Source organism: Flavobacterium pectinovorum (assembly GCF_006438875.1).
Taxonomy (GTDB): domain Bacteria; phylum Bacteroidota; class Bacteroidia; order Flavobacteriales; family Flavobacteriaceae; genus Flavobacterium; species Flavobacterium pectinovorum_A.
This window is the reverse complement of record NZ_RCZH01000025.1, coordinates 58,509-81,085: the sequence shown is the minus strand read 5'-3', so window position 1 is coordinate 81,085 and position 22,577 is coordinate 58,509. Positions and strand designations below refer to the sequence as shown.

16 protein-coding genes are annotated in these 22,577 nt (G+C 36.0%); 8 read left to right on the top strand and 8 right to left on the bottom strand.

Translation table 11 applies throughout. The features are described from left to right. On the top strand, nt 1–3,150 hold a 3,150-nt coding region (locus EAH81_RS25465), incomplete at its 5' end, for a T9SS type B sorting domain-containing protein (protein WP_140511806.1). A 78-nt stretch (nt 3,151–3,228) separates the two neighbouring features. Then, entirely contained in the window at nt 3,229–4,215 is a 987-nt protein-coding gene (locus tag EAH81_RS25460) for a type IX secretion system membrane protein PorP/SprF (protein WP_140511805.1), read from the top strand. A gap of 178 nt (nt 4,216–4,393) precedes the next feature. On the opposite strand, the gene EAH81_RS25455 is transcribed toward EAH81_RS25460, so the two are convergent. After that, the gene (locus EAH81_RS25455) at nt 4,394–5,752 is read right to left on the bottom strand and encodes a rhodanese-related sulfurtransferase (RefSeq protein ID WP_140511804.1); all 1,359 of its coding nucleotides are present in this window, start codon (nt 5,750–5,752) and stop codon (nt 4,394–4,396) included. A 233-nt stretch (nt 5,753–5,985) separates the two neighbouring features. On the opposite strand from EAH81_RS25455, the gene EAH81_RS25450 reads away from it, so the two are divergent. The 3 genes from EAH81_RS25450 to EAH81_RS25440 are packed head-to-tail and all read left to right on the top strand — an operon-like array spanning nt 5,986 to nt 11,677. Continuing rightward, a complete protein-coding gene (locus EAH81_RS25450; RefSeq protein ID WP_161595857.1) occupies nt 5,986–7,167 on the top strand; it encodes an efflux RND transporter periplasmic adaptor subunit in 1,182 nt (393 codons plus the stop codon). Nucleotides 7,168–7,169: 2 nt separating this feature from the next. Further along, nucleotides 7,170–10,316, top strand: a complete 3,147-nt coding sequence (locus EAH81_RS25445) for an efflux RND transporter permease subunit (RefSeq protein ID WP_140511802.1) — start codon at nt 7,170–7,172, stop codon at nt 10,314–10,316. Further along, a complete protein-coding gene (locus EAH81_RS25440; protein WP_140511801.1) occupies nt 10,313–11,677 on the top strand; it encodes an efflux transporter outer membrane subunit in 1,365 nt (454 codons plus the stop codon). Before EAH81_RS25445 ends, EAH81_RS25440 begins: the two co-directional genes overlap by 4 nt. Nucleotides 11,678–11,851: 174 nt before the next feature. On the opposite strand, the gene EAH81_RS25435 is transcribed toward EAH81_RS25440, so the two are convergent. From EAH81_RS25435 to EAH81_RS25405, 7 genes are all read right to left on the bottom strand, one after another. Then, nucleotides 11,852–12,262 (bottom strand): BrxA/BrxB family bacilliredoxin, encoded by a 411-nt coding sequence (locus EAH81_RS25435; protein WP_026982321.1) that lies wholly within the window; start codon nt 12,260–12,262, stop codon nt 11,852–11,854. Nucleotides 12,263–12,432: 170 nt separating this feature from the next. Further along, nucleotides 12,433–12,861, bottom strand: a complete 429-nt coding sequence (locus tag EAH81_RS25430; protein WP_140511800.1) for an ArsR/SmtB family transcription factor — start codon at nt 12,859–12,861, stop codon at nt 12,433–12,435. A gap of 357 nt (nt 12,862–13,218) precedes the next feature. Then, complete coding sequence (locus EAH81_RS25425; RefSeq protein WP_140511799.1) at nt 13,219–14,400, bottom strand: lycopene cyclase family protein; 1,182 nt, start codon at nt 14,398–14,400, stop codon at nt 13,219–13,221. Between the two features lie 18 nt (nt 14,401–14,418). Further along, a complete protein-coding gene (locus EAH81_RS25420; protein ID WP_140511798.1) occupies nt 14,419–14,883 on the bottom strand; it encodes a thioredoxin family protein in 465 nt (154 codons plus the stop codon). Between the two features lie 230 nt (nt 14,884–15,113). Further along, on the bottom strand, nt 15,114–17,411 hold the full coding sequence (locus EAH81_RS25415) for a TonB-dependent receptor (protein ID WP_140511797.1): 2,298 nt from the start codon (nt 17,409–17,411) through the stop codon (nt 15,114–15,116). A 498-nt stretch (nt 17,412–17,909) separates the two neighbouring features. Further along, nucleotides 17,910–18,821 (bottom strand): NAD(P)/FAD-dependent oxidoreductase, encoded by a 912-nt coding sequence (locus EAH81_RS25410; protein ID WP_140511796.1) that lies wholly within the window; start codon nt 18,819–18,821, stop codon nt 17,910–17,912. 9 nt (nt 18,822–18,830) lie between these two features. Further along, nucleotides 18,831–19,184 (bottom strand): MerC family mercury resistance protein, encoded by a 354-nt coding sequence (locus tag EAH81_RS25405; RefSeq protein ID WP_140511795.1) that lies wholly within the window; start codon nt 19,182–19,184, stop codon nt 18,831–18,833. Between the two features lie 95 nt (nt 19,185–19,279). Here EAH81_RS25405 and EAH81_RS25400 point away from each other — a divergent pair, with 95 nt between their 5' ends. From EAH81_RS25400 to EAH81_RS25390, 3 genes are all read left to right on the top strand, one after another. Beyond that, complete coding sequence (locus EAH81_RS25400; RefSeq protein ID WP_140511794.1) at nt 19,280–19,672, top strand: Fur family transcriptional regulator; 393 nt, start codon at nt 19,280–19,282, stop codon at nt 19,670–19,672. A gap of 74 nt (nt 19,673–19,746) precedes the next feature. Further along, a complete protein-coding gene (locus EAH81_RS25395) occupies nt 19,747–21,618 on the top strand; it encodes an Nramp family divalent metal transporter (RefSeq protein ID WP_140511793.1) in 1,872 nt (623 codons plus the stop codon). Nucleotides 21,619–21,866: 248 nt separating this feature from the next. Continuing rightward, complete coding sequence (locus EAH81_RS25390; RefSeq protein WP_140511792.1) at nt 21,867–22,520, top strand: metal-dependent transcriptional regulator; 654 nt, start codon at nt 21,867–21,869, stop codon at nt 22,518–22,520. Nucleotides 22,521–22,577 lie beyond the last annotated feature (57 nt).

Sequence of the window (22,577 nt, the reverse complement as noted above, 5' to 3'; positions counted from 1 at the left end):
AAATATACCTGGGCTGCAAACGGAATTGAATATTCTGAGTCTGCCTCAATCACTCTTGAAAAGGACGGATGTACCCCGGATCAGGTATTAAAACTGACTGTTGGRACTAAACCGGAAGAGGTTGTAACTATAGAAAATATCTGCTYTGGTGARAAATATACCTGGGCTGCAAACGGAATTGAATATTCTGAGTCTGCCTCAATCACTCTTGAAAAGGACGGATGTACCCCGGATCAGGTATTRAAACTGACTGTTGGAACTAAACCGGAAGAGGTTGTAACTATAGAAAATATCTGCTTTGGTGAGAAATATACCTGGGCTGCAAACGGAATTGAATATTCTGAGTCTGCCTCAATCAYTCTTGAAAAGGACGGATGTACCCCGGATCAGGTATTAAAACTGACTGTTGGAACTAAACCGGAAGAGGTTGTAACTATAGAAAATATCTGCTCTGGTGAAAAATATACCTGGGCYGCAAACGGAATTGAATATTCTGAGTCTGCCTCAATCACTCTTGAAAAGGACGGATGTACCCCGGATCAGGTATTAAAACTGACTGTTGGGACTAAACCGGAAGAGGTTGTAACTATAGAAAATATCTGCTTTGGTGAGAAATATACCTGGGCTGCAAACGGAATTGAATATTCGGAGTCTGCCTCAATCACTCTTGAAAAGGACGGATGTACCCCGGATCAGGTATTGAAACTGACTGTCGGTACAAAACCTGAGACAATAGTAACAAAAGAAAACATCTGCTCTGGTGAAAAATATACCTGGGCTATAAATGGCATCGAGTACGATCAAAGCACTTCGGTTACTAAGGAAAATAACGGCTGTACCGCAGATCAGACTTTGATTTTGACTGTCGGTACAAAACCCGAAACAGTAGTGACAACGGAAAATATTTGCTTTGGTGAAAAATATACCTGGGCAATAAATGGCATCGAGTACAATCAAAGCACTTCGGTTACTAAGGAAAATAACGGCTGTACCGCAGATCAGACTTTGATTTTGACTGTCGGTACAAAACCCGAAACAGTTGTTACCACAGAAAACATCTGCTTTGGTGAAAAATATACCTGGGCAATAAATGGCATCGAGTACGATCAAAGCACTTCGGTTACTAAGGAAAATAACGGCTGTACCGCAGATCAGACTTTGATTTTAACTGTAGGCACAAAACCCGAAACAATTGTTACCACGGAAAACATCTGCTTTGGTGAAAAATATACCTGGACAATAAATGGTATCGAGTACGATCAAAACACTTCGATCACAGTTGAAAAGGATGGTTGTACCGCAGACCAGACTTTGATTTTAACTGTCGGCACAAAACCCGAAACAATAGTGACAACAGAAAACATTTGCTCTGGTGAAAAATATACCTGGGCGATAAACGGTATCGAGTACGACCAAAGCACTTCTATCACGGTTGAAAAGGATGGATGTACAGCAGATCAGACCTTGATTTTGACTGTTGGTACAAAACCCGAAACAATAGTGACAACAGAAAACATCTGCTCTGGTGAAAAATATACCTGGGCAATAAATGGCATCGAGTACGATCAAAGCACTTCGGTTACTAACGAAAATAACGGATGTACCGCAGACCAAACTTTGATTTTGACTGTCGGTACAAAACCCGAAACAGTAGTGACAAAGGAAAATATTTGCTTTGGTGAAAAATATACTTGGACTGTAAATAATACGGTTTACAATACCGCAGGAACATATTTATTAACCAACGACGGCTGTACAGCTGATCAGGAATTGATTTTAAACATAACGACTAAACCAACTAGAGCATCAACAAGTCAGACCATCTGTTCAGGTGAAACTTATACCTGGGCTGTAAATAATACGGTCTACAATACTGCGGGCACCTATTTAATGACCAACGACGGTTGTACCGCTGATCAGGAACTGGTTTTAAACATAACGGCTAAACCAACTAAAGTATCAACGAGTCAAACAATCTGTTTAGGTGAAACTTATACCTGGGCTGTAAATAATATTATCTACAATACTGCGGGCACCTATTTAATGACCAACGACGGTTGTACCGCTGATCAGGAACTGGTTTTAAACATAACGGCTAAACCAACTAAAGTATCAACGAGTCAGACCATCTGTTCGGGTGAAACTTATACCTGGGCTGTAAATAATATGGTTTACAATACCGCAGGAACATATTTATTAACCAACGACGGTTGTACCGCTGATCAGGAATTGATATTAACCGTCACTGTAAAACCTGCAGATATTGTAACAACAGAAAGTATTTGTTCAGGAGCAACCTATACTTGGGCAGCAAATGGAACAGCATACACAGCAGAACAAAACGGGATCAGAATATCTAAAAATGGATGTACTGCGGATCAGGTATTGAACTTAAAAGTTTACCCTATACCACAACCAGTGTTACAAGATGGAATTATATGTGTAAACCTAAAAACAGGAGCCGTAAACAAGTCTTACATCCTTGATAGCAAATTAAATAAAACAGAGTATGATTTTGCCTGGTATTATAATTCTTCAAAAATAGATGAAGCTATGTCAGAAACATATGAAGCTAGCAAAGCAGGAGAATATGAAGTAATTGCAATAAATAAAAACACAGGATGTGTATCGTATTCTGTAATGGCCAATGTAACAGTAACAAACCCAGGTTTGGAATTACAAATAGATCAAAGTGCTGCTTTTGGAAATGAGGATCCAGCTGTAACCATTAACGTTACTGGAGGAAATGCAAATTATGAATACCAATTAGATAATGATGGATTTGGAAAATCAAACGTGATTCTTGATGTAAAACCGGGTTCACATATCATAACAGTTAGAGATACTTCTGGATGTACTTATTTAAGTAAAGAGATTTATACTGTTGGATATCCAAAGTTCTTTACACCCAATGGAGACGGCTATAATGACACATGGAATATAATGGGAATCGGAGATCAACCTAACGCTAAAATATACATCTATGACCGTTACGGTAAATTATTAAAACAAATTCTCCCTACAGGCAGCGGTTGGGATGGAACATATAATGGAGCTCCTTTACCGGCAAGTGATTATTGGTTTACCCTCGAATATACAGAAAAAGGCGCTTCTAAAATTTTCAAATCACACTTTACTTTGAAAAGATAATAACGCGTGATTAACTAACCAAGATCCAAAACGAATAATCGTTTTGGATGGTTTTAACAATTATAAAGATATTACATAATGTATACTAAAATAAAATATTCAATCCTTCTATTATTTATATTCACATATTCCTATTCGCAGGAAGGAATTCCAGTTTATTCCGATTATTTATCAGATAATTACTATTTGATTCATCCATCGATGGCAGGGGCAGCGAATTGTGCTAAATTAAGAGTAACTGCTCGCGCCCAATGGCTTGGACAGGAAGATGCACCATCACTACAAACGGCGAGTTTTAATGGGCGAATAGGAGAAAAATCCGGAGCAGGAATTATACTTTTTAACGACAAAAATGGATATCATTCTCAAAAAGGAATGAAACTTACCTATGCATACCACATTCTTTTTTCAAGAGACGAAATCGATTTGAACCAGCTTTCCTTTGGGATCAATGCCGGCGTTATTCAGAACCAATTGGATGAATCCGCGTTTACCGAATTTGACCCTATCGTTTTTGGAAACATTCAAAGTAATACTTATTTTAATGTTGATTTTGGAGCCTCTTATAATTATCTCGATTTTTATGCACACGCAACTGTTCAGGGAGCTGCAGAATCAAGACGTAAAATATATACTGATTTTGAAAGCAATAATCTTCGGAAATATCTTTTAAGTACCGGATATGTTTTTGGAAACAGATACAAATTGTTATGGGAACCATCGGTGCTTTTTCAAATGTTCGAGAAAACCAAAGAAAAGCAAATTGACATTAATCTAAAAACCTATAAGAATATGGATTTCGGTAGTCTTTGGGCAGCGTTATCATATCGAAGAAGTTTAGATGGAACACAGTATTATAAAGGTACTTCTGTTGCCACTCAAAAATTACAGTATATAACTCCTATTGTGGGTGTTAATTATAAAAATTTCATGTTTGCATATACCTACTCTCAAGTAATGGGAGATGTAAAATTTAATAATGGAGCGTATCACCAGATTACATTGGGGCTAAACTTGTTCTGCAAAAAAGAAAGATATGATTGTGAATGTCCTGCCGTGAATTAGCGTTATTACATCGTATTTTGGAATCACTTCTAATTATATATAACCCACGGTTTCCATCGTGGGTTGTGCATTGTAAAGTATTTTTTTATTTCTTAGTCTCTGTAATTGCCCGTATAATTTTACAAATTCCTTAAATTCATCTTGTAATGATGTTACATAAATTAGCTTAAAATTGTGGCTAACTTATTATTTTATAAATTTTATCAGATAATCTAATTCTGAAAGGAACTTCAAAAGTAACTTTATCACCGATTTTAGCAGTTTTAGTTTCAACTTCATCAACAATCATTTTTACTAAAACCAATTCCTGATTTCCTGTTGTTGGACCTGAAATTAAGATTTTATCCCCTGCGTTTAATTCTTGATTTTCAACAGTAAACTGTCCCACTTGTGCTTTTACATAATAATGTTCGGCTTTGCCAAGAAGCACTTTTTTAACTTTTACTTTCTGGCGAATATCCAATGGTTTTTCAGCTGTTCCTAAAGCAGCGTTTGATAATTCTCCTGAATGTTTGAATTTTAAATTTTCGGATTTTCCTTTTCTAAAAACTTTATTTCCAACTTGTTTTCCGGTTCTTAAACGAACTTGGTCAACCAAAGGCATACGAATAACATCAAGACATTCTGTAGAACAGCAATTTTCCATTGCAGCTTTACATTCATCACATTGAATAAACAACAAATGACATCCATCATTTTCGCAATTAGTATGATTATCGCAAGGTTTCCCGCATTGATGACATTGCGAAATAATATCTTCGGTAATTCTTTCACCAAGACGGTTGTCGAATACAAAGTTTTTCCCAATGAATTTACTTTCTAAACCTTCCTCCTCAATTTGTTTTGCATAGTTGATGATTCCACCCTCTAATTGGAAAACGTTTTTGAAGCCTTGGTGTTTAAAGTAAGCACTTGCTTTTTCACAACGTATACCACCTGTACAATACATTACCAGGTTTTTATCTTCTTTATGATTTTTAAGCTGGTCATTGATTATAGGCAAACTCTCTCTAAAAGTTTCAACATCTGGAGTAATAGCACCTTTAAAATGTCCTACTTCACTTTCGTAGTGATTTCTAAAATCTACTACAATAGTATTTGGATCATCAAGAATTTCATTGAATTCTTTGGCTTTCAAGTGAACGCCAATATCGGTTACATCAAAGGTTTCGTCGTTTAAACCGTCAGCAACGATTTTGTCTCGAACCTTAATGGTTAATTTTAAAAAGGAATGGTCATCATGTTCTACGGCTTCATTCAATCGTATGCCTTTCATAAAACTGTAAACTTCAAGAGTTTCTCTGAAGACCTCCAAATTTTCTTCTGGAATACTCATCTGAGCATTTATTCCTTCGGTGGCAACATAGATTCGGCCTAAAGCATCAAGCTTATTCCAGGCTACAAATAAATCATCGCGAAATTTTTTGGGATCTTGAATTTTGGCATACGCATAGAAAGACAACGTTAGTCGTTGTTTACCGGCATCATCAATCATGATGGCTCTTTCTTCTGCGCTTAAAGTGTTGTACAGTTGCATGCTATAAACTAATTTAAGTTAAGAAATAAATATGTAATGAATTCCATTTTCCTACTGAATTCGGGCGCAAAGGTAAGCTTTTATTCGCAATTTCAAAATACACAAAACGTCATAAATAAAACAGCATAAGCCATATAAGAGATTTTCAGCATATCACTTATAGCTTAAAGAAAATAGCGGACTACAAAAAACATCCTTGTTTATCAATGTGTTACCAAAAATTTAGTATATTTATGTTAACAATTTTAACATTTATACTTATGAATGCTTTAAAACTACCAAAACCAATCTTCCCAATTCTCGTTCTTCTAACCTTTTTTATTTCCTGCAAAAAAGAACAACCGAAAGCACCTCCTCCCATGCAAGCACCTTTTGTAACGGTACAAAGTGAAGATGTACCTATTTACAAAGATTTTGCCGGACAGACATTTGGAGAATTAGACATTGAACTAATTGCACGAGTAAACGGAATATTGACAGGAGTTTATTTTAAAGAAGGTCAAAGAGTCAGAAAAGGGCAATTACTTTATACAATTGATCCATTAGAATATGAAACAAAAGTCGAGCAAGCCAGAGGACAAGTCGCTGTTGCCCAAAGTAGTCTGGTAAATGCCAATGAAGAATTAAAAAGGATTCGTCCGCTTGCGGATATGAATGCTGTAAGTAAAAGAGAATTAGATGCCGCAGTCGCCAAAGACAAAGCCGCAAGATCTAATTATGCCAGTATGCAGGCAAGCTTGAAAAATCAGGAAATAGAACGGGGTTATTGCAATATAAGATCTCCAATAGACGGCGTTATCGGACTTTCGAATGCGAGATTAGGAGATTATATTACTCAGGCAGGCAATGCTTCAAGATTAAATATGGTTTCTAAACTGGATAAAGTACGTGTACAATTTACAGTTAGTGAATCTGATTATTTAAAATATCAAAAACGCACCAAAGTAGGTGAAACAATTACGGATCTTCAATTAATATTATCCGATGGAAGTACACATCCTGAAAAAGGAACCCTGAATTTTTCAGATACTAAAATTGATCCCACAACAGGAACTGTAACTATCGAAGCCCAATTCCCAAATCCTGACGGTACTTTGCGTTCCGGTCAATTTGGAAAAGTCCGCGTTCTAATTCGCACCGAAAAAAATGCAATCGTAATTCCTCAAAAAGCTGTTACCGAAATTCAGGGGCTCTTTCAGGTTTCTATAATTGATGATAAAAACACTATTCAAACCCGAATGGTCGAAGTGGGGCAGAAAATAGGCATTGACTGGATCATCACAAAAGGATTAAAAGCTAATGAAAAAGTAGCCATTATCGGAAATCAGTTTATCCAACCCGGATCAACTGTTACTCCAGTTCCTTATGTTGCCGACAAAGACAAAAAACAGATTGCATCATCTCAAAACGATTAATTATGGATAATTTTTTTGTAAAAAGACCGATAGTCGCCATTGTACTATCCATATTTATCGTGATTATCGGAGGACTCTCAATATTAGGGACACCAATTGCACAATATCCGGAAATTGCGCCGCCTTTGGTACAAGTTACAACCAGTTATAGAGGCGCAAATGCCTTAAATGTTGAACAAGCCGTTGCAACACCAATTGAACAAAAAGTAAATGGAGTTGAAAACATGCTCTACATGCAGTCGACCAATACAGGCGACGGAAGTATGACGCTTAATATAACATTTGATATGGGAACTGATTTGGATATTGCAACAATGCTTACCCAAAACAGAGTTAATGAAGCCACCAACAAACTCCCAAACGATGTAAAAACAACCGGAGTTACAACTAAAAAATCGCTTTCGATGCCTTTGCTGATTGTTTCTCTGTACTCTCCCAACAAAACATTCGATAATAACTTTCTAACCAATTACGCCAATATTAATATTGTCGATGCATTGGCTCGTATTAAAGGAGTTGGAGAAGTTACACTTTATGGAGGAAGTAATTATGCCATGCGTATTTGGGTCAAGCCCGATATCATGTCCAAATACAATCTAACGGTTCCCGACATTATTCAGGCAATAAAAGAACAAAATGCTATTTCGCCCGGAGGAAAATTTGGCGCGCCACCTGCAACAGACAATAATGAATTTACGTATAACGTAACGCTAAAAGATCGTTTAGTAAATCCCGAAGATTTTGAAAATATTATTCTAAAATCAAATATCAACAACCAACAAGTTCGCCTGAAAGATATTGGTACCGTTACTTTAGGAACTGAGAGTTATGCTTCTGTTGCAAGACTAAACGGAAGTCCCGCTGGAACTATCGGAATTAAACAAATGCCGGGTTCCAATGCCTTGGAAGTTGCTGCTAATGTCAAAAAAACAATTGCTCAATTAAGCAAACGCTTTCCACAGGACTTAAAATATCGAGTTTCATTAGATACGACTTTGGCGATTTCTGAGGGAATTAACGAAATTATGCACACTTTATTCGAAGCAATTATATTGGTAATTATAGTAGTTTTTATCTTTTTGCAAAACTGGCGCGCAACTTTGATTCCGTTAGTAACCGTTCCTGTTTCGTTGATTGGAGTTTTCATGCTTTTCCCTTTACTGGGATTTTCGGTAAACGTGCTTTCGCTTTTAGGATTAGTACTCGCCATTGGTATTGTCGTCGATGATGCCATTGTCGTCGTCGAGGCGGTAATGCATCATATCGAGCAGGGAATGTCTCCCAAAGAAGCTACAAATCAGGCGATGAGAGAAGTATCAGGACCAGTAATTGCCATTGCTATTGTATTAACCGCTGTATTTATTCCCGTTGCTTTAACACCCGGGATTACTGGACGACTCTATCAGCAATTTGCCATAACGATTGCCATCTCGGTAATATTTTCCGCTTTAAGCGCCTTAACCTTAAGTCCCGCTTTGTGCTCCTTATTATTAAAACCAAATCAGGAAGCAAAAGGCTGGCTGGGGAAATTCTTTGCCGCTTTCAATCGAAAATTCTCCTCCTTTACAGATAAATACACTGGTTTTTCAGGGTATCTGATTAAAAAAATGGCTCGAAGTTTCATTTTCATCGGAATTCTGATTGGAGCTATTGTTCTCTTGGGAGGAAAAATTCCGGGTGGATTTGTTCCTGAGGAAGATCAGGGTTATATGTTTATCAATATCGAATTGCCTGGTGCTTCGTCTTTAGAAAGAACCAACAAAGTCATCCAAAAAATCGAGCATATCTTATCTAAAAATGATGGCGTTGAATATTATACATCGGTCGCAGGATTCAGTTTGATTAAAAACTCGGTTGCAACCAATAACGGCTTTTTCTTTGTCGCTCTTAAAGAATGGAAAGCACGCAAGCAGGATGTTTTTCAGATTCTAAAGGAAGTGAATGGAAAAGTAGTTTTCGGAATTCCCGAAGCCACTGTCTTTGCTTTTGGTCCTCCGCCAATTACCGGAATCGGAAATGCTGCCGGATTCTCTATGATGCTTCAGGATAAAGAAGGAAATACACCTCAATATCTCTTTGAAAACTCACAGCGATTTATGGCCGAAGCGAGGAAACGACCGGAAATTGGAACAATTCGAACGACCTTTAATCCAAACGTACCGCAAATTAGTTTAGATATTGATCGTGAAAAAGTATCGGAACTTGGACTTGCTCTTTCCGATGTCAATATCGCTATTGGCGCCAGTTTAGGAGGTCAATATATTAATGAGTTTAATAAATTCGGACGTCAATATATCGTATTGCTCCAGGCAGATCCAAGTTTTACGGTAAATCCCGAGGATATTAATAAAATATTTGTCCGAAGTAAAAGCGGCAAAATGATTCCAATTTCGAGTATTGCCACCATTCGGAAAGAAAGCGGACCAGAGTTTACAACCCGATTTAATTTGTATCGAGCGGCCGAAATTGGAGGAACACCTGCTCCCGGATTCACCTCAGCACAAGCGATGACCGCTTTACAGGAAACCGCAGATAAAGTTTTGCCAGCTGCTATGAGCTACGAGTGGGCGAATATGAGTTATCAGGAAAAACAAGCCGAAGGAAAAGGAAATACTGTTTTTATCATGGCACTAATCTTTGTGTTTTTAATTCTGGCGGCACAATACGAAAGCTGGAAACTTCCGTTTAGTGTACTATTGGGAACTCCATTTGCCGTTTTTGGTGCTTTTCTAGGATTGTATATCTGCCGATTTTTTAGTCCGGATTATGTCAACAATGTATTTGCACAAATTGGTCTCGTAATGCTTATTGGTCTTGCAGCCAAGAATGCCATTTTGATTGTAGAATTTGCCAAAGAACAATATGAAAAAGGAATGCCGGTTAAAGAAGCTGCGTTGTATGCGGCAAAACTCCGTTTCCGTCCAATCCTTATGACTGCTTTTGCTTTTATTTTAGGAGTTGTTCCTTTGCTAACGGCAAGTGGAGCCGGAGCTCAAGCCAGAAAAGTTATGGGATTAACCGTTTTTAGCGGTATGCTCGTCGCCACCATTTTAGGAGTATGTTTGATACCGGTGTTATTTGTTTTTATTGAAACTTTTGGTAAAAAACCTTCAAAGGAAATTGATGAAACTAAAAAGGAAGAACCATGAAAAATCTAAAATTAATTGTAGCAGTTCTTTTGATAGCTGTTTTCCCTTTTGGATGTATGGTTGGACCAAAATACGTCAAACCGGAACAACCCAAACCAGAAAGTTTCCTATATGGCGATCATACTACTGATACTACGGCATCAGTACGAATGATAAAATGGTCCACACTTTTTAATGATCCCGTTTTAATTGGATTAATCGAAAAAGGCATTCAAAACAATTTTGATTTACAAATAGCCATTTCACGTCTGGAACAAGCCAAAGCCAATTTAGGAGTGGCAAAAGCCGATTTATATCCTGCTTTTCAATACTCTGGACAGGTAAATACTGCAGAAACTTTTATGCAGCCTAATTCGGCATTTGCCAATATGTCCTGGGAACTGGATTTTTGGGGCAAATATCGCCATCAAAGCAAAGCTTTTCAAGCAGAACTGTTAGCCTCTGACGAAGCCCGAAAAGTCGTTCTTTCTGATGTGATAAGCAATATTGCTATTTCGTATTTTGAATTGCGTGATTTTGACAATCAGTTAGAGATTACCATTCACACATTAGAAACCAGACAAAAAGCGTATGATATTATTAACGAACGTTTTAAAAGTGGTTACGTAGCCGAATTAGATAAAGTGCAAATCGAACAGCAAGTAGCGATTGCCGAAGCCAATATTCCTGCTATAAAAAGGCAAATTACAGCTCTTGAAAATTCTATTTCGATTCTAATCGGGAAAGTTCCGGGACCTATTGAACGTGGAAAAACGAATAGCGAATTATTGATCATGACTACTTTTCCAACATCAGTTCCATCAGCATTATTAGAAAACAGACCTGATGTAAAAGCTGCCGAATTTTTGTACCAATCAGCAAATGAAAGAATTGGAGTTGCACAAGCAATGCGTTACCCGTCTTTTAATATTGCTGCTCTTGCAGGATTCACCAGTGTTATGGTTGGTGATTTGTTTGACAGCGGTTCTTATCTTCAAAATGCGGGAGCCGGAGTTACAGGTCCAATTTTCAACTTCGGAAAAAACAAACGCCGTGTTGATGTAAACCGTCAAATCGCCATAGAGCGTAAACTGACTTTTCAAAGAGCTTATCTAACCGCTATCTCCGAAGTAGAAAATTCATTGCAAAATGTGGCGATGTATAAAGAGGAATGGGCCGCTAGAAACAGACAAGTTATCGCCGCTCAAACTAATTATGATTTATCAAACGCAAGATATTACAATGGTTACGTTTCGTATCTTGAAGTTCTGGATGCACAAAGATCATTATTTGAAGCACAATTAAGCCTTTCTCAATTAACGCAAAAACAACTAAGTTCAATGATTCAATTGTATAAAGCTTTAGGCGGAGGATGGTTCTAAAGATGCAAAAATTCAGGTTGTTAAGGTTCAAAGCAACAAAGGTTCAAAGGTTTTAAAATAGGTTCTCGACTTCGCTCGAACTGACAAAAAACAGAAAAGCATCAGCTGTAGAGCTGATGCTTTTCTGTTTTTAAATCTTTGTCCCTTTGAACCTTTGTTGCTTTGAGCCTAGAATTAACAAAACTCGTTAAACGCATCTTGCAAGTTCTCAGCGATTAATTCCGCTGGACGACCTTCGATGTGGTGACGCTCTAACATGTGAACTAATTCTCCGTTTTTGAACAAAGCCATAGATGGCGATGATGGAGGAAAAGGAAACATATGTTGTCTTGCAGCATCAACAGCTTCTTTGTCAACACCAGCAAAAACAGTAATTAAGTGATCTGGTTTTTTAGCTCCTTCTAAACTCATTTTAGCTCCCGGACGTGCGTTTCTTGCAGCACAACCACAAACAGAGTTTACAACTACTAAGGTGGTACCTTCAGCTTTGATAGCATTATCTACAGCGTCGGCACTATGTAAATCTTGAAAACCTGCAGCAGTCAATTCAGCTTGCATTGGTTTTACCATTTCTTCTGGATACATATTTTTATCTTTTAAATTTTACTTTTGATCTGCAAAGTTACAAAGTTTACTTGCAACTACTTAATTTGAAGTATAAAGTTTTGTTATAGTTCGATAATATATTTCAGATAAAACAGAATAGTGTTATATCGCGCGAAGCCTCCTCTATTTCTTGGCTATTTTGAATATGTCTAAAGTGCCATTTTAATTCTCCTGTCTGGAAATTGATAATTGTATTGTTTTAAATGGCTTTTTCTACCTTTTAATTTATGTTTAGTCCCCAAAACAGTTGACTTTTGTTTCTCAGGAATTTCAATAGTTGAAAGATAATTTCCAAAATACTTTTTAAGCACTTTTAGATTATCAACTTCAATAGAATAAATCGTTTTTTTTCCTTCGTGTTTTATTTTAACCAGACTTGCTTTTTTTAACTCCAATAAGTGCTTCGATATTGTGGATTGAGCTAATGGAATCAAATCGACAATTTCGCCACAAGTCCTATTGTCTCTTTTCCATAGAAGAGTCATAATCTGAATTCTTGTTGGATGTCCGAGTGCTTTGCAAATTTCTCCTATTGCTCTTGTTTCGATATCAAAGTTTAAGTGCTTAATAGTTCCCATAGATTTGCCAATTAATTCATTATCGTAAATCAACGATTACATTAGATCTACATAGTTTTCAATCGGCAAATCTAGATATTAAATGACTTTTCAATCGCCACTAGAAGTTCTTAAAACAAAAAGATAAGGTATTTTTACTCGGACAAATCATGGTTTTCAAGACATCAACTATTTTTTACGATAAAAGATTTTTTTTCACAAAAGCAAAGACAAAAACTCAAAAGGTTGCGAAAAAAATTGCACGCAGATTTTACAGATCTAAGCAGATAAGCGCAGATTTTTATTTAGCGTTTTAATAGATAAGAAGAATCAAAACAAATCTGCTTAGATCTGTAAAATCTGCGAGAAATAAGCTTTTTATCTAAATATTACTCGAAACAAAGCCTTGATAAATGGAACTTTAGGACATTTTAAAATCACTTTCAGATCCTCAATTAAAGTAGTTTCTTCATCCAGAAACTTAAAGATCATAGCAGGTTGTCCTTTTCTGAATAAAGAAGAGAATATAGAACTTCCCAATTCGTTATGACGATACAGAATATCCAGAAGCAATAAATCATAAAACCAAAATCGGTTCTTTTTATGAAACATTGTCATTCTGAGCGATCCCGAATTTTCGCGAGAAAAATCATTTAGCAGAAACTCCACTAATTCAGAAGATTTTTTATCCGAATTTCTAAATGTAAAACCTGTACTTGCTTTTGTCCATCCACCGACAGTACCAATATTCAGTACTCTTTTTGTGTTTTTCTTCCAAAAAGGATAAGACGTCATTGGAATACTTCCTTGCTCCTTTTCCAGAATTTCAAAATTCTTTGTTCCGAGTTTCTCCAAATAAATCTGAATTTCGTTTTCATATTCTTCTTTTGGAAGAAGATCTTCTGAGAACAAAGTATATTCAACCAAAGCTTCGGTTTTCGAAGTGGGCAAAACGTACATGAAACGGGTATTTCCTCTTTGTTCTACTGAAAAATCCATGAAAGTAGCCTCTTCAGGATTGAAGACTTCATTTTCGGTTTTCACAAACCAACCTGTAAAATGCTGTTGCAAAACCGGATATTTAGTCTGGCTTAAAGCAAAAGCTTTGGTATAAATACTATTGAATAAATAATCACAAGTATATCTATTCTCTTCGGTTCCAACAAAAACATGCGTTTCGAGTTCGTTAATATCCGTTACTTTTTCATTTAGAAAAGTAATATCCGAATGTTTTGAAAGTTCCTCAAACACAAAATTATAAAAATCTAAACCTCGAATTTGATTGTATTGATAAGGCTTCAACGCTAAATCACGTTTAAAATTTTCATCAGCAAATAAAGCTGAATTCCATTTTTTAGAAATAACAGAATCCCAACTTGTTTCCTCTTTTGTCCAAAAACACCAGGTTCTATCATTGGTTTTCTTTACATCCTGGTCTAAAAGTAAAATTGATCTATTAGTAAATTTACCAGAAAGCACCATTTTATAAACGGTCATCAAAGCAGACAAACCTGATCCCGTAAAGATATAATTGAAGTGTTTTATTTGCGAAGAAGTCATTTTCAAAAATAAGAAATTTTATTCTTTCAGTTTTTCTAAAAGTAGTTTAAAATCTTTCGGATTGAGATAATTGCTGTATTGCATAATGATTTCGTTCTTTTCATTCAAAACACATAAAACCGGATATACAATTTGGTTGTTCATAGTTCCTAATTGCAAAGCCAATTCATGAACGCCAACATTATTTCCTGAAGGCTGGTATTTAAAAACTTGATTGTTAAATATAATATCTCGTTTTTCCTCCCCATTCAAATCAACAAAATAGAAATTGAAGTTCAGATCTTCTATAATTTCCTGATTTTTGAAGGTTGTGTTTTTCATACTTTGGCAAAATTTGCACCAATCTGTATGGATAAAAACAATTATTTTTCGTTTTTGAATTTGCTGCAAACTATCGATTGCCTCAAACGATCTGCTTTTTAACTGGCAAAATCCTGTTGAAGTAATTCCTAAAAGGAAGATAATAATAGTTAGCTTTTTCATTTGTTTATTTTTTTGCCTCAGATTAAAAGGATTTCTCCGGGCTTTTTTTCGCCACGAATTTCACGAATTCACACAAATTAAATTCGTGATAATTCGTGAAATTCGTGGCGAAAAATAATCACAATTACCACAAAAAAACCAGTGATAACCTGTTTAATCCGTGTAATCGTGTGCCATTAAGTAAGCCGAAAAAATCATTTTTAATCTGTGAAATCTGTGGCATTACTCTTTTATCGCAGCGTATATCTCAAACCAAAAAAACCGCGAATTGTCTGGTTTTGTCCGTAAACATAAGTAGTGTCAAATGTCAAACCATATGGATTATCCAATGTATCCACTATTTGACCTTTTGGAACTACTTTACCATGAATACCAACTGCGGTTCCATCTGAAGTTTGCACATTTTTATCAAAAGGATCATTGGTTCTCGAAATCAAAAACGGATTATTCTGCTTAGGCGTAAAGTTCAGCAAATTTTTGATTCCGCCATAAAGCTCAAAATTTTTCCAACCGATAAAGGTAAATTGAATATTCTGAATGCTATACCAAGGCGATTTCGGGCTTCTTGGATCGTATTCGCTTAGTAAAGGCAAATTCATTGGGCTGTAAACATTTCCGGTATAATCCAGCAACAAATTCCAAGGTTCTATTTTATACGAAACGCTCCAGGTTGCGGTGAAATTTTCGGTTAAAAACGGTCTTTCTGAAACTCCGTTTTCGACATTTTTATTATCTAAAATTGTCGCTCCCAAAATCATTTTTAATCCTGTTGGAAAATTGACATCAATATTGGTACTGATTCCCTGACTTATTGCGTAACCATTGATATTATCGTAGATGATTTTATTTGGATCTGTTTCATAATCAGAAATGATTTTATTACTGAATCTTGTATAAAAAGCCGTCGTTTCAATTCCGATAAAAGTTCCGTTTGTAAAGTTTATTTTCTGGATATAATTCAGATTCGCATTTATAGATTGCTCCGGTTTCAGATCGTTTTTCAATACAACATCTCTGGAACCTGTAAGTGCTGCGTGATCTTCGGTAAATAAATTCACAACACGAAAACCGGTTCCGGCGTTGAGTCTAAAAATAGTGTTGTCGCTTTTCTTCCATCGATAAGCAACTCTTGGTGTGTAAATAGAACCATGAATTGAATTGTAATCATAGCGCATTCCTAATAAAACCTGACTCTTTGGCGAAAGCGCAATTTCGTCCTGCACAAAAATTCCCGGTAACCAAGTACTTTCTGCTTCCTTTGTAGCACTGGTATTATCGTCATAATACGAATATCGACTGGCAATTCCCGCAAGGAAATCATTTCGACCTATTTTTTTATCCCAGGTCAATTGCAAAAAACCAATCTTCTGATTTGCGATAAACGACGTTGTTCCGTAACGACTGTCCTGATAATGTACATTTCCAGAGAATGAAAGCATCAGTTTTTCTTCAAAAGGCAATTGATAACTTCCAATTAATTCTCCTCTTTTGGTATAAATACTTTCACCATATATTTCGTCACCACCACGATATTTTTTCTCCCAACGAACATCTCCACCCCAGCGATCTTCGTACATTCCGCGGGCTGCGATCGTAAACAGGCGATTATCATTTCGTAAAAAACTCCATTTATTAAAAACTGAAATCCGCTCTGACAAAGTCACATCTGTAAAGTTGTCTTTGTCTTTATCAATAACCTGATTATAATCGAAGTAATTAATTCCTAAAAGCGTTGTCGATTTTTTAGTTGGATTGAATTTCATTCCCACATCAACATTCGTTTCCAGGTAAGTTGTAGTAAAAACATCTGCGGAAAACAAAGGCGCATTCGTTGGGTTTTTGGTAATAATATTGATTAAACCACCAACGGCTTCACTTCCGTACAAAGAAGAAGCCGGGCCTTTTACGATTTCTATTCGCTCGACCAATGAATTCGGGATTCCGGATAAACCATAAACTGTCGAAAGACTACTCACAATTGGCATTCCGTCAATCAAAACTAAAGTATATGGACCTTCCAATCCGTTTATGTGAATATCTCCCGTATTACAAACACCACAATTAAGTTGAGGACGAACTCCGTTGATGTTTTGAAGCGCTTCGTAAATACTTGGAGTTGGATTTTTCTTGAAGAAAACCGGCGAATAAACCTCAACCGGAACAGCGCTTTCTAATCGTTTCACAGGTTTTAAAGTTCCGGAAACCACTACTTCGTTAAGTTGATTTTCATTATCAGTTAATTCAAAGTCATACGACCGAATTGAATCCTTCACAACTTCGATTTTCCTCTTTAAAGTCTGAAAACCCATTTGAGAAATCTGAATCGCATAATTTCCAATCGCAACATTTTCTAAATTATAATATCCTAAACTATCTGTAACTGTTTTATGTTTTGTTCCTACTAAATGTACGTTTACAAGCCGTAATTTCTGCCCTTCGCCAGATATAAATCCGGACACAGATGTTGTTTCCTGCGCAAACAAGAATTGCAAACTAAATAAAAGCAATATCAAAAATAGTTTTTTCATTATTATAAAATTAAATTTAGACAAAACTAAAAATTAAATTTGACAAATATAGTTTCTAGAGTTAAAAAAAATTAAACACATTTAAATCAATATGTTAGTATTGTAATTTAACCGCAAAGATTTTTTACCGCAAAGGCCGCAGGGTCTAATTTTTATTGTGAATAGAAAACACAAAGTTCACAAAGCTAGATCAACATAAAGCTTTGCGAACTTTGTGTTTCTACAAAACCTCGCTGAAAAAAACTTTGGGCTCTCTGTGGTAAAAAAACTTTGCGGTAAGAACTCCACACACTCCTATGTTTACCAACAGATTAGAAGATTAAGATGTTTTTTTTTTACCACTCCCGATAGCTATCGGGATCACAAATTATCACAAATTAATTCGTGCTGATTCGTGAATTCGCGGCTGATAAACTTTGCGAACTTTGTGTTTTTACAAAACCTCGCTAATAAAAAAACTTTGCGGCCTGTGCGGTAAAAAAACTTTGCGGTAAAGAACTACCCAAAAGACTCATCAATAAGTTCTTTATTGATCATCGCTCCGGCAAAAGAACCCGAAGAAACTGCCATAGCAACAGATCTTGCCTGAATAACACTATCACCGCTCGCAAAAACTCCTGTAATATTGGTTTTCTGAAAAGCATCCACTTTTAGCAAACCTTGTTGAGTTAATTCGCAGCCTAAAACTTCGGGTAAATGACAATGCTGTTCAAAAGGAGATCTCGAGTAAATAGCTTTTACTGCAATTTTTGATTGTTTTTTGAAAACGATATTCTGAATCTTCCCGTTTTCATGTTCAAAAGAATCGATTTCATCTTCAATAATCTCTATTTTATGGTCTTTTAAAATCTGAGTTTCATGATCTGAAAGAGTTGATTTTCCATTTGTCAATACTCTTAAATCTTTTGTCCAGTTAGAAATTAGTTTAGCAAATTCAAATCCCATTTCTCCGTTTGCTATAATTGCCGTTTTCTCTTTCTTAACTTCGTAACCGTGACAATACGGGCAATGCAAAACCGAAATCCCCCAACATTCTGCGAAACCCATTATTTCGGGAAGCAGATCTTTTACTCCGGTTGCAAATAATACTTTTCTGGAAGTAAAACTCAATCCGGATTCGGTCTTAATCTCAAATCCGTTTTCGGTCTTAGTTGCGCTTATCGCTAATCCATTATAAAATTGAACTGTATTATAAAAATCTACCTGCAATTTGGCTTTCGCCGAAATAACTGCAGGTTTTTCACCATCATGTGTAATGAAATTATGAGAATATGGAGTTTGTCTGTTGCAAGGCAAACCACTATCAATAACCAAAACTTGTCGTAAAGAACGACCTAAACTCATTGCTGCTGAAAGTCCACTATAGCTTCCACCAATGATGATAACTTCAAAGTCTTTTTGTTCTATCATAATCTTAATTTAATGATTCTTATTTTTATGTAATTTATAATTCAAAAGATGTCCAATGATCATTCCGATTCCTCCAATGAATATGAGGTCGAGATGAATGTCCAGAAAAAGTTCACTTAAAACACTAATCCAGATTAAAGCCATCGAAATAACAAGAATAGCTGCCACTAAAAGATTTGATTTCTTTATGATTTTCAAAATGGCAAAAGAACCAATGATCGCAAAAACCAAATCAATAAATGGGTTATGACTTAATCCTAATGGCAAAATTGTTAGAAGCGGAAAAACCAAACAATGAACCAAACAAACGGTCGCGCTGGAAATTCCTAAAATATCGTAAAGATGTATGCTTGTTTTCTTCATTTTGAGTACATTTGCTTAATGCAATTTTGTTGCAAATATACACATTAAAATCAATTGCAACATTGTTGCGTTAATATTTTTAATTCTTATAAAAAATGAAAACAACACGTAATACCGCAGCAAAGACAGCCGTTCTAGAGATTTTTGGCAAATCTAAAACCGCTCTGTCCCATACCGAAATTCAAAAAGAACTTAACGATTTATGCGATCGCGTTACTACTTATAGAATCCTCGACCGATTGGTAAATGACGACATTGTACATAAAATTGTAAATCTTGACGGGACGGTAAAGTATGCAAAATGTCATCATCATGCGCAACGCGTACACATTCATAACCACGCTCATTTTAGCTGTGAAAAATGTCTTGAAGTAACTTGTTTAGAAAATGTCAAGCCAAGTTATATCCTCCCGCACAATTATAAAGTCAACGATATAAACTTTACGTTATCAGGATTATGCCCAAAATGTTTTAATTCTAACATTTAAGTTTTAGACAAGCCTAAAAATATTGTTGAGCGAATGTAATTTTTACATACATTTGTTAAAACAACATTTGTACAATGACCAAATCTTTAGAAGAAGTTCATCAATCGGTTGCGACACAGCATAAAAAAACAGGATTCAGGAAAATATTAGCCTTTTTAGGTCCGGCATATTTAGTAAGCGTAGGGTATATGGATCCGGGAAACTGGGCAACAGACATTGCTGGCGGTAGTCAGTTTGGGTATTCTTTGCTTTGGGTTTTGCTAATGAGCAACTTAATGGCTTTGTTACTTCAGAGTTTAAGCGCGCGATTGGGAATTGTTACGCAACGTGATTTAGCTCAGGCTTCTCGAGAAACCTATTCGAAATTTATCAACTACATTTTATACTTTTTAGCGGAAATTGCCATTGCAGCTTGTGATCTTGCCGAAGTTCTGGGAATGGCGATTGGAATTAATTTACTTTTTGATATTCCGTTAATTGAAGGTGTTTTGATTACTGTTTTAGACACTTTCCTATTATTATTCTTAATTAATAAAGGCATCCGAAAAATGGAAGCTTTTATTATCGTTTTGGTCGTAATCATTGGATTTTCTTTCATTTTCGAAATGATTTTTGCTGAACCGGAACTGAACAAAGTAATCTATGGTTTGGTTCCTTCAATTCCAAGTTCTGCTGCTTTATACATTGCAATCGGAATTATTGGTGCAACAGTAATGCCACACAACTTGTATTTGCATTCTTCTTTGGTGCAAACCCGAAAATTCGACCGAACTCCCGCGGGAATTAAACAAGCATTGAAATATAATTTTATCGATTCGACTATTGCTTTAAACTTAGCCTTTTTTGTAAACGCCGCTATTTTAATTTTGGCTGCAGCCACATTCTACAAAAACGGAATGTTTGAAGTTGCCGAAATTCAGGATGCGCATAAATTTCTGGAGCCTTTATTAGGAACTAAATGGGCACCGGTTCTATTTGCGGTTGCTTTGATTGCCGCAGGACAAAGCTCGACTGTAACAGGAACTTTGGCAGGACAAATCGTAATGGAAGGTTATTTGAATTTACGTATTCAGCCTTGGGTTCGCCGAATCATAACACGTTTGATTGCCATTGTTCCAGCTGTTATCGTAATCTTAATTTATGGAGAAAGCGTTACCGGAAAGTTGTTGATTTTGAGTCAGGTAATTTTGAGTTTACAATTAGGTTTCGCCATAATTCCGTTGATTCATTTTGTAAGCGATAAAAGCAAAATGAAAGGGTTCCATATCTCACGGACTACACAAGTTGCTGCCTGGATAATCGCTACTATCATTGTTTCTCTTAATGCCAAATTGGTTTATGATGAAATCAGTTCGTGGTTAGAAAATTCAAATCATCCAACAGTGCTTTGGCTTACGGTTGTTCCGCTTGCTTTTGGATTTCTTGCTTTATTGTTATACATCATTGCGAAGCCTTTTATAGCAAAGGCAAAATCGAATATAGAAAACCATTCTCCTCACCATTTAAAATTACAATACACGCCAAAAGAAAGCTACAGCAAAAAAAACATAGCGATTTCTGTAGATTTTTCTAAAGCCGATGAAGCTGCGCTAAACAATGCCTTTGAATTGGGCGGAATCGACGCGCAATATACCTTAATTCATATTGTTGAAACTGTGGGCGCATTGATGTACGGAGGCAATGTTGACGATCATGAAACAACTATTGACGAAAAATTATTATTAGAATATAAAGATATGCTTTCGCAAAAGGGCTTCAAAATCGAAACCGAACTTGGTTTTGGAAAACCTAACACAGTGATTCCGAAGATTATTAACTTGGGAAATTTTGATGTTCTGGTAATGGGAACCCACGGTCATACTGGCTTAAAAGATATTTTGTTTGGTACAACAGTAGACAAATTGAGACATAAAATTTCAATACCTTTGTTGATTGTTAAAAAATAGTTTTTTTAAAGGGACAAAGGTTCAGGGGTGCAAAGCGACAAAGGTTTAAAAACTATAGGCTATTGAACCTTTAAATCTTTTAAATCTCAAAAAATAGTCCTTTTTAAAGATTCAAAGGGACAAAGATTATAAACTCTGAACCTTTTTTGTTCCTTTGAACCTTTGAACCTCAAAAACAGAGGTACAAAGCGACAAAAGTTTTTTCTCAATCTAAAATCTAAAATCAACAGTCTAAAATCTAAAATCGAATGACTTTCTCAGAAGAAAATTATCTAAAATCGATATATCACCTTACTGCTTCGACTGAAACAGAAGTGAGCACGAATGCTATTGCTGAAATGATGGAAACTAAAGCTTCATCGGTTACGGATATGCTCAAAAAATTGTCAGAGAAAGATTTAGTGAATTATAAAAAATACCAAGGGGTTTCTTTAACAGATAACGGCAAACTAGCCGCAAAAATGATTGTTAGAAAACATCGTTTATGGGAAGTGTTTTTGGTCGAAAAACTGGATTTTAGCTGGGATGAGGTTCACGATATTGCAGAACAGTTAGAACACATCAAATCCGAGCAACTAATTAACCGTTTGGATGATTTTCTGGGAAACCCTACCGAAGATCCACACGGAGATCCAATTCCGGATGCTAATGGAAGAATCGTTAAGATCGAAAAACATTTACTTTCTGAATTAATCGAAAATCAAACCGGAGTTTGTGTAGGGGTTAAAGATACTTCTTCAGAATTCCTGAAATATTTGGACAAACAGGAAATTGCATTGGGTTCGCAAATTGAACTTTTGTATAAAGAATCTTTTGATTTATCTGTTAAGATTAAAATTGATGGCAGAGAATTGTCTATTTCGAATAAAATAGCTTCGAATTTGTTTGTGAAGCTGGTTTAGGGTTATTCCGCGGAGATTCACGGAGGATTGCACAGAGATTCACGAAGATTCTATTCT

Coding starts and splice junctions, on each gene's coding strand:
- EAH81_RS25390 (WP_140511792.1), top strand. CDS start 21,867: ATGACTTTCTCAGAAGAAAATTATCTAAAATCGATATATCACCTTACT.
- EAH81_RS25410 (WP_140511796.1), bottom strand. CDS start 18,821: ATGATAGAACAAAAAGACTTTGAAGTTATCATCATTGGTGGAAGCTAT.
- EAH81_RS25435 (WP_026982321.1), bottom strand. CDS start 12,262: ATGTATCCAGAAGAAATGGTAAAACCAATGCAAGCTGAATTGACTGCT.
- EAH81_RS25455 (WP_140511804.1), bottom strand. CDS start 5,752: ATGCAACTGTACAACACTTTAAGCGCAGAAGAAAGAGCCATCATGATT.
- EAH81_RS25460 (WP_140511805.1), top strand. CDS start 3,229: ATGTATACTAAAATAAAATATTCAATCCTTCTATTATTTATATTCACA.
- EAH81_RS25405 (WP_140511795.1), bottom strand. CDS start 19,184: ATGAAGAAAACAAGCATACATCTTTACGATATTTTAGGAATTTCCAGC.
- EAH81_RS25415 (WP_140511797.1), bottom strand. CDS start 17,411: ATGAAAAAACTATTTTTGATATTGCTTTTATTTAGTTTGCAATTCTTG.
- EAH81_RS25420 (WP_140511798.1), bottom strand. CDS start 14,883: ATGAAAAAGCTAACTATTATTATCTTCCTTTTAGGAATTACTTCAACA.
- EAH81_RS25440 (WP_140511801.1), top strand. CDS start 10,313: ATGAAAAATCTAAAATTAATTGTAGCAGTTCTTTTGATAGCTGTTTTC.
- EAH81_RS25430 (WP_140511800.1), bottom strand. CDS start 12,861: ATGGGAACTATTAAGCACTTAAACTTTGATATCGAAACAAGAGCAATA.
- EAH81_RS25395 (WP_140511793.1), top strand. CDS start 19,747: ATGACCAAATCTTTAGAAGAAGTTCATCAATCGGTTGCGACACAGCAT.
- EAH81_RS25445 (WP_140511802.1), top strand. CDS start 7,170: ATGGATAATTTTTTTGTAAAAAGACCGATAGTCGCCATTGTACTATCC.
- EAH81_RS25425 (WP_140511799.1), bottom strand. CDS start 14,400: ATGACTTCTTCGCAAATAAAACACTTCAATTATATCTTTACGGGATCA.
- EAH81_RS25450 (WP_161595857.1), top strand. CDS start 5,986: ATGTTAACAATTTTAACATTTATACTTATGAATGCTTTAAAACTACCA.
- EAH81_RS25400 (WP_140511794.1), top strand. CDS start 19,280: ATGAAAACAACACGTAATACCGCAGCAAAGACAGCCGTTCTAGAGATT.